This is a genomic window from Streptomyces sp. NPDC050147 (assembly GCF_040660195.1).
GTDB lineage: Bacteria > Actinomycetota > Actinomycetes > Streptomycetales > Streptomycetaceae > Streptomyces.
This window is the reverse complement of the sequence record NZ_JBFALJ010000008.1, coordinates 113,057-126,720: the sequence shown is the minus strand read 5'-3', so window position 1 is coordinate 126,720 and position 13,664 is coordinate 113,057. Positions and strand designations below refer to the sequence as shown.

General features: G+C 71.1%; 8 protein-coding genes. 6 read left to right on the top strand and 2 right to left on the bottom strand.

All coding sequences use genetic code 11. The annotated features are described in order from the left end of the window. The first annotated feature begins 16 nt into the window (after positions 1-16). Positions 17-1,024, top strand: a complete 1,008-nt coding sequence (locus AB0I94_RS15125) for a LacI family DNA-binding transcriptional regulator (RefSeq protein WP_363310007.1) — start codon at positions 17-19, stop codon at positions 1,022-1,024. On the opposite strand, the gene AB0I94_RS15120 is transcribed toward AB0I94_RS15125, so the two are convergent. After that, positions 1,006-2,112, bottom strand: coding sequence for an alkene reductase (locus AB0I94_RS15120; protein WP_363310006.1), 1,107 nt, complete (start codon positions 2,110-2,112; stop codon positions 1,006-1,008). The genes AB0I94_RS15125 and AB0I94_RS15120 overlap by 19 nt on opposite strands. Positions 2,113-2,199: 87 nt before the next feature. On the opposite strand from AB0I94_RS15120, the gene AB0I94_RS15115 reads away from it, so the two are divergent. The 5 genes from AB0I94_RS15115 to AB0I94_RS15095 all read left to right on the top strand — a co-directional run bounded on the left by AB0I94_RS15115 (position 2,200) and on the right by AB0I94_RS15095 (position 13,139). Continuing rightward, positions 2,200-3,105 (top strand): sigma-70 family RNA polymerase sigma factor, encoded by a 906-nt coding sequence (locus tag AB0I94_RS15115; RefSeq protein WP_363310005.1) that lies wholly within the window; start codon positions 2,200-2,202, stop codon positions 3,103-3,105. 156 nt (positions 3,106-3,261) lie between these two features. Further along, the gene (acnA, locus tag AB0I94_RS15110; protein WP_363310004.1) at positions 3,262-5,976 is read left to right on the top strand and encodes an aconitate hydratase AcnA; all 2,715 of its coding nucleotides are present in this window, start codon (positions 3,262-3,264) and stop codon (positions 5,974-5,976) included. Between the two features lie 131 nt (positions 5,977-6,107). Next, positions 6,108-9,302, top strand: coding sequence for an NACHT domain-containing protein (locus AB0I94_RS15105; protein ID WP_363310003.1), 3,195 nt, complete (start codon positions 6,108-6,110; stop codon positions 9,300-9,302). A gap of 130 nt (positions 9,303-9,432) precedes the next feature. Next, positions 9,433-11,592, top strand: a complete 2,160-nt coding sequence (locus AB0I94_RS15100; RefSeq protein ID WP_363310002.1) for an ATP-binding protein — start codon at positions 9,433-9,435, stop codon at positions 11,590-11,592. Beyond that, positions 11,589-13,139: an ABC transporter substrate-binding protein gene (locus AB0I94_RS15095; protein ID WP_363310001.1), complete on the top strand. Its 1,551-nt coding sequence runs from the start codon at positions 11,589-11,591 to the stop codon at positions 13,137-13,139. The genes AB0I94_RS15100 and AB0I94_RS15095 overlap by 4 nt, the downstream gene beginning before the upstream one ends. Before the next feature lie 15 nt (positions 13,140-13,154). Here AB0I94_RS15095 and AB0I94_RS15090 read toward each other — a convergent pair whose 3' ends face one another. Next, a complete protein-coding gene (locus AB0I94_RS15090) occupies positions 13,155-13,544 on the bottom strand; it encodes a VOC family protein (RefSeq protein ID WP_363310000.1) in 390 nt (129 codons plus the stop codon). Between the last annotated feature and the right edge of the window lie 120 nt (positions 13,545-13,664).

Below are 13,664 nucleotides of genomic sequence, written 5' to 3'. Positions count from 1 at the left end.
AATCCGCATCCGTACGATGTGCCGCGTGCCAGGGCCCACCCTCACCGACATAGCCCGCGCGGCCGAGGTGTCGACCGCGACGGTCTCCCACGCCCTCAACGGCACGGGCCGCATCGCCGGGCCCACGCGACGCCGCGTACGCGAGGTGGCCGCCGGCCTCGGATACGTCACCCGCCGCACCGCTCCGCGCACGCGGACCCTCGGCGTCGCGGTGACCACGTACCCGAGAGCCTGGGACTACGCCGAGGTCGCCTATTTCTCCCGGGCCCTCACGGCGGCCACCTCCGCGGCCCACGCACGCGGCTACGCCCTCACCACGCTGCCCGCCGACCGCGCCGCCGACGACACGTGGCACAGCCTCGCCGTCGACGGCATGCTGATCATGGACAGCCCGCGCGGGGACCCGATGGCGCACGCGCTGCGCGCCCGCGGCATCCCGCTCGTCTTCGACGGTGTTCCCGGCGACCCGCGCCCCGGCGACCACTGGGTCGACAACGACCACGAGGCGGCCACCCGCGAGGTCCTCGACCACCTCGCCGCCTCCGGCGCCCGCCGTATCGCCCTGCAGTCCGGCGACGGCGACGAGCACTACGCGCGCGCGGTGACAGCGGCGTACACCGGGTGGTGTGCGCGGCGCGGCGCCGATCCGCTGGTGGTGCCCTTCGACGTGACGGACGGCCAGGGGCGCGCGTTCGACGCGCTGTTGCGGGGTCCGCACCGGGCCGACGCCGTCTACGCGGCGTACGACCCGGGCGGCCGTCAGCTCCTGGCCGCCGCGGCCCGCCTCGGGCTGCGCGTCCCGGGCGAGCTGCGCGTGGTGTGCGCGAGCGAGGACCCCGGGTACGCGGCGACGCTGCCGCCCGTGACCACCGTGACCCTCGACCCGGAGCGGACGGCGCGCGCCGCGGTCGGCCTCCTCGTCGGCCTGATCGAGGGCGACGGCGGTACGGCGCTCGGCCCCGTCGTCGTACCGGCGGGCCTCCTGGTGCGCGACTCCTCGCGCGCTCAGCCCGCGGCCGGATAGTCGGCGTACCCCCGCGCGCCGCCCTGGTAGTACGTGGCGGGGTCACCGGCCGCCAGTTCCCGGCCCAGGGCGAAGCGGCCGACCAGGTCGGGGTTGGCGACGAAGTGCGTGGCGAAGGACACGGCGTCGGCGCACCCCGCATCGACGAGGGCGTTCGCGGAGTTCCTGTCGAAGCCGTTGTTCGCGATCAGTGGTCGCTCGAACCGCTTCCGGTAGCGCGCGAACGGCTCAGAAGCGGGGGACTCGCCGGACCCGGCCGGGTCGGGGCCGCGCAGGTGGAGATAGGCGAGCGGGCGGTCGTTCAGCGCCGTCACCAGTTCGTCGAAGTCGCCGAGCAGCTCCTCCACGACGAAGTGCTCGGTCGCTGCCAGGTACGGCGAGAGACGCACACCCACGCGCCGCCCCTCCCACTCGGCGGTGACCGCGTCGACGACGTCGAGCAGCAGCTTCCGTCGCCCCGCGCGGTCACCGCCGTAGGCGTCGTCGCGGTGGTTGAGGCGCGGGTTGAGGAACTGGGCGAAGAGGAACGCGCCGAGGGCGCCGATCTCGACCCCGTCGAACCCCGCGCGCCGTGCGTTGGCCGCCGCCGTACGGAATTCCTCCACGGTGGCCTCGATGTCGCCCGCGGTCATCGCGCGCGGCGTGAGCGTCTCCTTGAAACCGCCGGGGGTGAAGGTCTGCGTACGGGGGTCGATCGCCGAGGGCCCCGCGGGCAGTTCACCGCCGAGGTGGTCGGGGTGCGAGGCGGCTCCGGTGTGCCAGAGCTGCTGCACGATGCGCCCGCCGAGGGCGTGGACGACGTCGGTGACCCGGCGCCAACCGGCGACCTGGGCCTCGCTGTAGACGCCGGGGACGTTGACGAACCCGATGGCGCGTTCGCTGACCCAGGTCCCCTCGGTGACGATGAGTCCGGCGCTGGCCCGCTGCCCGTAGTAGGCGGCGTGCAGCGTGGTCGGGACAAGACCGGGGTTGTCGGCGCGCGCCCGGGTGAGCGGGGCCATCACGACGCGGTTGGGCAGCCGGAGGTCACCGACCCCGGTGGGGCGCAGGAGCGGCTGGTCGAGGAGGGTGGGCAGGGTGGCGGTCACGGTGGTTCTCCTTCGTGGCGTTACTGTCACGGCGGCTGTGCCGCCGGGGACACGAAGGTGACGGCGTACGACGGGGAAAGGTGACCGATGGACGGACAGGAGGTCCTCGCGGACCGGTTCGAGGCGCACCGCGGCCATCTGCGCGGGCTCGCCTACCGCATGCTCGGCTCGCTCAGCGACGCCGACGACGCCGTGCAGGAGGCCTGGCTGCGGCTGAGCCGCACCGACGCCGACGAGATCGAGAACCTCACCGGCTGGCTCCGTACGGTCGTCTCCCGCCTCTGCCTGGACATGCTGCGGTCGGCCGCCGCGCGCCACGAGCGACCGGCGGGGGAGCATCTGCCCGACCGGATACCGGAGCCCGGCGACGGCGGGGGCCCGGAGGAGGAGGCGCTCCTGGCCGACTCGGTGGGCCGCGCGCTGCTCGTGGTCCTCGGCACGCTGGGTCCGGCCGAACGGGTCGCCTTCGTGCTGCACGACCTGTTCGCCGTGCCGTTCACGCAGATCGCCCCGATCGTGGAGCGCACCCCGGTCGCCACCAAGAAGCTGGCGAGCCGCGCGCGCCACAAGGTGCAGGCCCCGCCCGAGGTCCTCGCCGCGCCCGGGCTCGCGGGGGACCGGCGTGTCGTCGAGGCCTTCCTCGCGGCAGCCCGCAGCGGTGACCTCGAAGCGCTGCTCACCGTCCTGGCCCCCGACGTGGTGCGCACCGCCGACCTCTCCGCGGTGATCCGCGGCGCGCGGGCCGTGGCGCGGGAGACGGTGCTCCTTCGGAACAACGCCCGCTTCGCGGAGGTCGTGCTCGTCGACGGCATGGTGGGCATGGCCGTGGCCCCGTACGGACGGCTGCTCCTCGCCCTGCTGATCAGGGTCGAGAACGAGCGGATCGCCGCGTACGACGTGGTCGCGGATCCGGCGCGGCTGCGCGCTCTGGAGTTCTCCGTGCTCCCTTCGGCGGGCGGGCAGGCGGGCGCGCCTCGTCGTACGCGCGGGTGATGTACTAGAGTTATCTCGACATCGAGATATCTGCCGAGGCGCACTAGAAGCCGCCACTCGGTAAGGGTTACCTAACTAAGCCTTACCTTAGCGGATCGACGAGGAGTCGTGGCGGCAGGATGTGATTCAACGCGCACATATATGAAGGAGACTGTCGTGTCGGCGAACAGCTTCGACGCCCGCAGCACGCTGCGCGTGGGCGACGAGTCGTACGAGATCTTCAAGCTGGACAAGGTCGAGGGCTCCGCGCGCCTCCCTTACAGCCTGAAGGTGCTTCTGGAGAACCTCCTCCGCACCGAGGACGGCGCGAACATCACCGCCGACCACATCCGTGCGATCGGCGGCTGGGATTCCCAGGCGCAGCCGTCGCAGGAGATCCAGTTCACGCCGGCCCGCGTGATCATGCAGGACTTCACCGGTGTGCCCTGTGTCGTCGACCTCGCCACCATGCGTGAGGCCGTCAAGGAGCTCGGTGGCGACGCGGACAAGGTCAACCCGCTCTCCCCGGCCGAACTGGTCATCGACCACTCCGTCATCGCCGACAAGTTCGGCACGGCGGAGGCCTTCGGCCAGAACGTCGAGCTGGAGTACGGCCGCAACAAGGAGCGCTACCAGTTCCTGCGCTGGGGCCAGACCGCCTTCGACGACTTCAAGGTCGTCCCCCCGGGCACCGGCATCGTCCACCAGGTGAACATCGAGAAGCTGGCCCGTACGGTCATGGTCCGTAACGGCCAGGCCTACCCCGACACCCTGGTCGGCACCGACTCGCACACCACCATGGTCAACGGCCTCGGCGTACTCGGCTGGGGCGTCGGCGGCATCGAGGCCGAGGCCGCGATGCTGGGCCAGCCGGTCTCCATGCTCATCCCGCGCGTCGTCGGCTTCAAGCTGACCGGTGAGCTGCCCGCGGGCACCACCGCCACCGACCTGGTGCTCACGATCACCGAGATGCTGCGCAAGCACGGCGTCGTCGGCAAGTTCGTCGAGTTCTACGGCGAGGGTGTGGCGGCCACGAGCCTCGCCAACCGCGCCACCATCGGCAACATGTCGCCGGAGTTCGGCTCCACCGCCGCGATCTTCCCGATCGACGACGAGACGCTGAAGTACCTGCGCCTGACCGGCCGTGACGAGCAGCAGGTCGCGCTCGTCGAGGCGTACGCCAAGGAGCAGGGCCTCTGGCTCGACCCGGCCGCCGAGCCCGACTTCTCCGAGAAGCTGGAGCTCGACCTCTCCACGGTCGTCCCCTCGATCGCCGGTCCGAAGCGCCCGCAGGACCGCATCACCCTCGCCAACGCCGCGCAGCAGTTCGCCCAGGACGTGCGCAACTACGTCAGCGACGACGAGGAGGCCGGCAAGGAGTCCTTCCCGGCGTCCGACGCCCCGGCCAGCAGCAACGGCATCCCGACGAAGCCGACCACGGTCACCGCCCCCGACGGCTCGACGTACGAGATCGACCACGGCGCCGTCACCGTCGCCGCGATCACCTCCTGCACCAACACCTCGAACCCGTACGTGATGGTCGCCGCCGCGCTCGTCGCGAAGAAGGCCGTCGAGAAGGGCCTGACCCGCAAGCCGTGGGTCAAGACCACCCTCGCCCCGGGCTCCAAGGTCGTCACCGACTACTTCGACAAGGCGGGGCTCACCCCCTACCTCGACAAGGTCGGCTTCAACCTCGTCGGCTACGGCTGCACCACCTGCATCGGCAACTCGGGCCCGCTGCCCGAGGAGGTCTCCAAGGCGGTCAACGACGCCGACCTGGCCGTGACGTCCGTCCTCTCCGGAAACCGGAACTTCGAGGGCCGCATCAACCCCGACGTCAAGATGAACTACCTGGCGTCCCCGCCGCTGGTCGTCGCGTACGCCATCGCGGGCTCGATGAAGGTCGACATCACCAGGGAGGCCCTCGGCGCCGACCAGGACGGCAACCCGGTCTACCTGAAGGACATCTGGCCCTCCGAGGCCGAGGTGAACGACGTCGTCGCCAACTCCATCGGCGAGGACATGTTCAACAAGTCCTACCAGGACGTCTTCGCGGGCGACGCCCAGTGGCAGGCCCTGTCGATCCCGACCGGCAACACCTTCGAGTGGGACCCGCAGTCGACGTACGTCCGCAAGCCCCCTTACTTCGAGGGCATGACGATGGAGACGACCCCGGTCGCCGACATCACGGGCGCCCGCGTCCTGGCCAAGCTGGGCGACTCGGTCACCACCGACCACATCTCCCCGGCCGGTGCGATCAAGGCCGACACCCCGGCCGGCAAGTACCTCACGGAGCACGGCGTCGAGCGTCGCGACTTCAACTCCTACGGCTCGCGCCGTGGCAACCACGAGGTCATGATCCGCGGCACGTTCGCCAACATCCGCCTGCGCAACCAGATCGCGCCGGGCACCGAGGGCGGCTTCACCCGCGACTTCACGAAGGAGGGCGGTCCGGTCTCCTTCATCTACGACGCCTCGCAGAACTACCAGGCGGCCGGCACCCCGCTCGCGATCCTCGCGGGCAAGGAGTACGGCTCCGGCTCGTCCCGCGACTGGGCCGCCAAGGGCACCGCGCTCCTCGGCGTCAAGGCCGTCATCGCCGAGTCGTACGAGCGCATCCACCGCTCGAACCTCATCGGCATGGGCGTCCTGCCGCTCCAGTTCCCGGAGGGCCAGTCCGCCGTGACCCTCGGCCTCACCGGCGAGGAGTCCTTCTCCTTCACCGGCGTGACCGAGCTGAACGAGGGCCGTACGCCGCGCACCGTCAAGGTCACGACCGACACGGGCGTGGAGTTCGACGCGGTCGTCCGCATCGACACCCCCGGTGAGGCGGACTACTACCGCAACGGCGGCATCATGCAGTACGTGCTGCGTTCGCTCATCCGGAAGTAGTCACAGGCGCAAGGAAGCATTGCCGTAAGGCAGTTGGGCCCGCATCCCCCTCGCAGGGGGGTGCGGGCCCTACGCTTTGAGCACGGGGCGTTGTGGGTGCCGGAAAGCGCGCGGCGGCGACGGAGGTTTCTGTGGACGCGGGAACAATGGGAATCAAGGTCGCGTCCTCGGTCGTGGTGCCGTTGCTGAAGCGGCTGCTGCTTCCGCCGCCCAAGGCGCCCGGGGCCGAGTACACCGAACGGCCCGTACGGATCAAGGGAATGCTCTCCTTCGCCGGGGACCAGCCCTCGCTCAGCAAGGACGACATGCACCGGCTCGCGCGGGAGCTGGTGCGCCGTGCGGTGCGCGCGGCGGGGCCGCACGAGCGGCCGATCGCGGACGACGAGCACGACGCCGTCGGGCAGGCCCTGACCCGCACCCTCTTCGCCCTCGGCGAGCTCGACATGGACGACGTGCAGGTCTTCGTCCTCGGGCCCGAAGAACTGGCCAAGGAGCTGTCCCGCAAGGCCGGACCCGACACACGCAGGCTGCTCACCCGCGACGCGGCGCTCTTCCATGACGTACTCCTGCGGACCGCCTGCGTACACCTCGTGCGGTTCTTCACCCAGCGGCCCGGATTCGCGGCCCGCGCCCAGCTGGAGGAGTTCCTCGAACTGCGGCGACTGCGGGACCAGTTGGAGGTCCTCACACGCCGTGTCTCGGGCGACGACTGGACGGTGGCGGACGCCCGCTTCGAGGAGGACTACGCGCGCTACGTCGTCAAGCGCCACGGCAACCTCACCCTCTACGGAGTCGATCTGCGCGACCCCCGCGGCAAGGAATGGCCCCTGGAGAGCGCCTACCTGAGCCAGCGGGCCGTCGCGACGGCCGCCGCGGACGACGAACCCGACGTGGACCGCGAGGGAAGGGCGGCACAACTTCAGGAGAGCGTCGAGACCGTCCTCGTCGATCGCCGGCGGGTACTGCTGCACGGACTCGCCGGTACGGGCAAGACGACGCTCGTCCAGTGGCTGGCCCTGACCACCGCGCAGCAGGACACGGTGCCGGGCCATCTGCCGCAGCTCCTGGGACGGGTTCCCTTCGTCCTGCCGCTGCGCACCCTGGTCCGCGAAGGCACCGAACTGCCGCTGCCCGACGACTTCCTGCGCCGGATGGGCTGCCCGTTGGCGGGCACCGAACCCGCGGGCTGGGCGGCGCGCCTGCTGCAGAACGGCCGCGGGGTCCTGCTCATCGACGGCGTCGACGAGATCCCCCGCGCCGACCGCACGCGCACCAGGGAGTGGCTGCGCGGACTGCTCGCCGCCTTCTCTGGCAACCTGTGGCTCGCCACCACCCGCCCCTCCGCGCTCGCCCCCGGCTGGCTGGAGAGCGAGGGGTTCCACGAGTTCACCCTGAACGCGCTCAGCCCCTCCGACCTGCGGCGCTTCATCCAGCGGTGGCACACGGCGGCCTCGGCGCGCGAGGGGGAGGACGACGCGCTGATCCAGTCCCTGCGCGCCCGGCCGTCGTTGAGCAGGCTCGCCAGCAACCCGCTGATGTGCACCCTCATCTGCGCCCTGCACAGAGAGCGCAACGGCTATCTGCCCGCCGGGCGGGCCGCCCTCTACAAGGCGGCTCTTTCCATGCTGCTCGAACGGCGCGACGTGGAGCGCGGCCTGCGCGGCCTCAAGCTCAGCGAGGAGGCCGCCGCCGAACCCCTCAAGCGGCTCGCGTACTGGCTGATCCGCAACGAACGCACCCAGATCGAGCGTGCCGACGCCGTGGAACTGGTCCGCAGGCTCCAGCCGCAGGTGCCGAGCCTCCAGAAGATGGGTGAGCCCGAGGACGCCCTGCAGTACCTCGTCGAACGCAGCGGGGTCCTGCGGGAACCCGCCTCGGGCGCCGTGGACTTCATCCACCGCACTTTTCAGGATTATCTCGGGGCCAAGGCGGTGCTCGAAGAGCGAGACTTCGGCATTCTGGTGAAGAACGCCCATGCCGACCAGTGGGAGGACGTGGTGCAGATGGCCGTCGCGCAGAGCGACCACAACGGACGTGCCGATCTGCTCATGCGGCTCAGCGAGCGCGGCAACCGCGAGAAGGACGCGACGGTCCAGGCCAGACTGCGGCTGCTCGCCCTCGCCTCGCTGGAACAGGCCACCCGACTCGACCCCGCCGTCCGGCTGACCATCGAGACCGAGGCGGCGCGCATGGTGCCGCCGCGCAGCCTGCGCCAGGCCAGGGTCCTCGCGCGCACGGGTCCGCTGCTGCTCGGTCTGCTGCCCGGTGCGCGGGAGCTGGACGGGGACGAGGAGCTGGCGACCGTCCACGCCATCTGCCAGATCGGCGGTGACGCCGCCATCCCGCGCCTGCGGGAGTTCCTCGACACCCGCCAGCCCGTGGTGCGGGCCCAACTCCTCGGCCACTGGGACCGGTTCGAGACCGGTCCGTACGCCGACGAGATCATCCGGCCGCTGCTCACCGCCGACCCCTCGCAACCCGTCACCGTGCGCTCGGAGGCCGAACTCGAAGCCCTCGCGACGCTGCCCGGCTGCGAACGCGTCGGCATTCACGGCGACTTCGCGCCTCAGGCCGTACGCGCGGCGCTGGACCCGCAGCGCCTGCGTGAGCTCAGGCTGCGCGGCGCGCTCCAGCTCGACGACCTCGGTCTGCTCGCGGACTTCCCGGCCCTGGAGAGCCTGACCCTCCAGGGCTGCCGCAACCTCAGGGAGCCCGCGCCGCTCACCCGGCTGCCCCGGCTGCACACCCTCGTCCTCGAGGATCTCCCGCAGTTCGAGCCACTGTCGAAGCTGGCTCAGTGCCCCAACCTGCGCGCCCTGCACCTGGGGCTGCAAGTGCCCTGGCGCGGGCTCGCCGATCTGTCCCGCCTCACCGGCCTGCGGGTTCTCGCCCTGCCCATGGGCACGGTCGACGTCACGGAGATCAGGCACTTCCAGACCCTCGAGGAGCTGCGCCTGCACGAGGCGGGGGAGCGGCTGCTGCCCGACGGGTGGGGCGCCCTGCTCGCCCAGCTGCCCGAGCTGCGCACGCTGACCCTCTCCCCGGAGCAGCTGAGCACACTGCTCTTCGACCCCAAGGCGCAGGTCTCCCAGGTCACCCACCTCTACGTGTACGCGAAGCCGGGCGCGCCGGTGTCGTTGCGGCGCATCGCCCGGAGGCTGCCGGGGCTCGTGGAGATCCATCTCACCCAGGGCACCGACATCGATCTCTCGCACCTGGCAGGCTTGTCCGGGCTGCGAAGGGTCAGGCTCGCGTACCCGGGAGAGGTGCGCGCGGCGGCGAACATCCCAGAACGGGTCGATCTGGAGATTTACCCGCATCCCTGAAGCGAAGGGGGGTAAGTTCCTCTGTTCCGAGGGGACTTGGAGCAGTAGTCAGAGGCTGATGTCCGGGGGAGCGCTGCGTCTCGCCCCGGTGGTGGCCGAAGGCTCCCAGGGGGAAGCAGGAAGTCGTCGGATGGGCAAGCCGGAAACACCACTGCTGTACGGTCGCGGCCCGCTGGTGGGCTCGCTTGTGCCGTCGCTCACCGGCCTCGCCTACGACGAACGGGCCCGCAGAAAACGGGAGTTCGGAGACGACGTGCCCGTCGTCCTGCTCACCGGACAGCACGGCCTCGGCCGCAGCGCCGTCCTCGACGGGCTCGCGCGGCATTACGACAAGAGGCTCCCACTGGCCCACGTGCAAGCCGTGGCGCCGGGGGTGACCGCCGCCGCGGCCGTCGTCCTCGCACAGGCCGGGGGCGTGCCCGCCGCGCCGGCCGCCGACTTCGTACAGGTCCTGGAGCGGATCGTGTGCGCGCTCGCTCCCGAGCTCGGCCACTTCCCCGTCCTGGTGCCCGGCCTGTTCGCGGTCTCCGGCTGGTCCCTCGGCGACGCGGACGGGCGGGACGCCGTGTGCGCCCGGCACGCCCGGCTACTGGTCGCCGGCGGGCTGCTCGCCGGCGCCGAGCGGGACGTGGCGCGGCAGTGGTCGGAGCGGGTCGAGGCCTCCGTCGCCGAGGCGGCGGACGACGACGACTCGCTGCCGGTCACCGCGGCGATCCTGGGGGAACTCCAGTCCCTGCGCGGCCTCGCCCCGGCCCGGAGCTGGTACGGGAAGCGGCACACCACGCCGGACGGCGCCACCACGAAGCCGGACGCTCTGCTCGAGCTCGGCCGGCGCTTCCACCGGGGCGGCGACTACCGCAACGCCGTCGAGAACACCCTCATGGCCGCCTTCCTGGAAGAGGTGGCCGCCACGTACGGCCTGGTGCGGCACCTGAACCGTGAACCCTGGCCGTTGATCCTCGTCGACGAGGCGCACGCCCCCGCGGGGCGGCGCTTCCTGGAACTGCTCCTCGAACACCGCGCCAGCGCGCAGCGGCCTCACCGCGACCGGATCACCGTCGTCGCCACCCGCCTCGGGGACGTACCGCAGGAGGAGGCGCCGCAGGCGGTACGCCGCGAACTGGCCGACCTGCTGCCGGCCGCGGGCGGAGCGCGGCGCAAGCAGGCCGCCGCCATCTGGCAGCGCACCGGCCACGATCCGTCCGCCGGGCTGCTCGTCGTGCCGCTCACGCCACTGAGCAGGGACGACGTCCTCTCGATGCTCGACCGGGCGTCCGCGCGGCTGCTCCACCCGCACCTGGCGTCGGCGCTGCACTCGCTGACCGGAGGGCACCCGGCGGCCACCACCGTCCTGTGCGACGCCGTGGTGCACGCGGCCCGGCACAACCGCACGGTGGCCCCCAGGGACCTGCTTGACCTGCCCACCCCGCAGGGGCGCCCGGTCACGCAGGTGCTCCTGGAGGATCTGCTGCCCGACCGGCGCCAGCGCGACCGGCTCCTCGTGCTGTGCCTGGCGCGGGACAACGAGACCGCGGAGGCCCTCGCCGAGGACCTGCGTCTGGACGGCCCGGAGCAGCTGCCCGCCAACGCGGCGGCGCAGTACCTCGTGGAGCGGCAGTGGCAGCAGTCCGTCCCCGTCGGGGCGCCGTTGGTCGAGAGCAGGCTCCTCCAGTCGCTCCTCGTCCATGAGGCGCGCCGCACCTCGCCACCCCCCGACGACGCGCACAGCTGGCACGAGATCCACCGCCTCCTGCACCGGCACCACGTGCAGCGCTCCGACACCGGAGAAGCGGACGCGCTGCGGCACAGCCTGGCCGCCGGGAACGCGGCGCAGGCGGTGGACATCCTGGCGGACGAGTTCGGCGCGGAGGAGGCCGCGCAGAGCGTTCAGCACTGGCTGGAATGCCTGCGGCACTGTGCCACCGCTCCCACGCCGCCGTCGGGAGGAACCGGACGGGACGCGAACTTCCCCGAAGACACGGGCGGTTGGAGCGATCACCGGGTGGAGATCGCGCTCGGGGAGCACGCCTCCCGCTTCAGCCACCTCGACGAGGCGGGCCGCAGCATCAACCGGCTGCTGCACGCCTTGTGGTACTTGTCCGAGCCGTACGCCGACGCGGCGATCGACCCGGATGCCGAGACCCTGTGCCAGGCGGTCGGCGACGAACTCGCATTCCTCTCCCGCCGCCACCGCACCTGGTACGCAGCCCTTGGCAGGGCCGCCCGCGACTGGCCGACGGCCGCCCGCAGACGGCAGATCCTGCCCGTCCCCGCCAGTGAGGGGTCATGATGTTCAACCACCCGCCCAAGGAGTGGGGGCCCCTCGAATGGCTCGTGGCCGCGGTCGTGGTCATCGCCCTCGTCGCGGGCCTCGTCACCTGGAACAGCTCGCGGCCCGGTCCGTGCGGGGACGGCCTCGAGGAGATCGCGGGGGAGTGCGTCGGGGTCACCGACCAGGCCTTCGACGCGGACGAGGAGACCGAGAGCCTCATCGAGGCCGTGGCCGAGGAGAACGCCCGGGTCGCGCGGGACTGGGAGAACCCGTCGGACAGCAGCACCCGCATCCCCTACGTACGCATCGCGATGATGATGCCCTTCACGTCGGACGAGTCCAGCGCGATGACCGGCGACATGATCCGGCGCGCCCTCGCCGGGGCCCTCGCGGCGCAGCTGGAGGCGAACAGCGCCAGCGGGCCGCACTACCAGCTGCTCTTCGCCCCCGACGGCAAGCATCTCGACGAGTGGGAGCCCGTCGTCGACCGTCTCGCCGAGCTGGCGCGGGACCCCGAGGCCCCGCTGGTGGGCGTGACCGGCATCCCGAGCAGTACGACGGAGACCCGCAAAGCGGTCGGCGAGCTCACCAGGCGCGGCATCCCCACGGTCGGCCCGGTGATCACCGCCGCCTCCATGAACTTCCGGTACTTCTTCAAGACGTCGCCCAACAACGAACAGTTCGCCAAGGCCCTCTCCCGCTACCTGGACCGCTACCCGCAGAAGGAGAAGGGCCTGCTGCTCTGGGACAGCCGCGAGGGCGACGTGTACTCCAAGAACCTGCGGGAGGTCTTCGACCGGCACTTCGGCAAGACCTACGACCTGAAGAACCACAACTCCCACTACATCGGCTCCTCGGGCGACGACCAGGGCATCCCGCAGCGCTTCGCCGACGCCGTCGCGAGGATCTGCCGCGACAAGGCGGACACGGTTTTCTTCGCAGGCCGAGACCAGGATCTGCCGGCGTTCATCAACCGCCTCGCCAACGAGGGGGGTTGCGACCGCAGCGGCGGCAAGCTCCGGATCCTCAAGGTCGGCATCGGCCTGGAGCCGACGCTCACTTCCGCCGGCACCGAACGCAGCCTGCGCAGGGCCGACGCCACGATCGTCGACGCTTCGGCCTACGACCCGGACTGGGCCAAGAACCCCGGCGACGCACCCTCGGGCTTCTCGCCCTTCCACGCGCGCTTCAAGAAGATCCAGAGCGAGCACGGGCTGGGAGACGAGGCATTGCAGGACGGGTACGCGGCCATGTACTACGACGGGTTCGCTCTCTTCGTTTCCGCGGTCGACCGTACGTACGGCGAGATCAACGCGTTGCCCTCCACCAAGGACGTGTACAGCACGCTCACCCTGTCGACCATCGACGGCGGGACGTGCACCGGCTGTCTCGTCGGGGCGGGCGGCACCTACGGGTTCACCGGTCCGGGCGAGAACGACCAGTGGGCCGTCTGCAAGCCCGTCCCGGTCATCGAGTTCCCCCCGGTGGACCGCTCCGGCGACGAGGAGAAGCTGCCGCTGTACCGGACGTACCGGGGGGACAAGGAGGAGAGCTGCCCGTCATGAGGGGCGGTTCGGTGATTACTTCGGGAAGCCGCCGTACGGCACCGTGATGAGTTCCATGGCGTGCCGCGACGGGTCCAGGAAGTACACACCACGGCCGCCGTCATTGGTGTTGATCTCACCCGGCAGCTTCTGATGCGGATCGGCCCAGTGCTCGACGCCCCGTGCCCTGATCTTCTCGTACGCCGCCTCGAACTCCGCCTCGGAGATCAGGAAGGCGTAGTGCTGCGGGGTGATCTTGTCCGCGGGGACGGTCGCGAAGTCCAGGGTGACGGAGTTGCTCAGTTGCACCGCGATGAACGGGCCCCACTCCGAGGCGATCCCAAGGCCCAGCAGGTCCGCGAAGAACTCGGCGGACTCCCGGTTGTCCCGGGCGTGGATGATCGTGTGATTCAGTTCGACTGACAAGGAATGCCTCCAGAAGGCACCTCCCGACACCTCCATGCCTCACCCAGCCGGTGACCGACACGCGATGTCGCCGTAGATCTTAGGCACGGCGACATCACGCTGTCGAGCCATTACCGCGGC

Coding starts and splice junctions, on each gene's coding strand:
- AB0I94_RS15125 (WP_363310007.1), top strand. CDS start 17: ATGTGCCGCGTGCCAGGGCCCACCCTCACCGACATAGCCCGCGCGGCC.
- AB0I94_RS15115 (WP_363310005.1), top strand. CDS start 2,200: ATGGACGGACAGGAGGTCCTCGCGGACCGGTTCGAGGCGCACCGCGGC.
- AB0I94_RS15100 (WP_363310002.1), top strand. CDS start 9,433: ATGGGCAAGCCGGAAACACCACTGCTGTACGGTCGCGGCCCGCTGGTG.
- AB0I94_RS15095 (WP_363310001.1), top strand. CDS start 11,589: ATGATGTTCAACCACCCGCCCAAGGAGTGGGGGCCCCTCGAATGGCTC.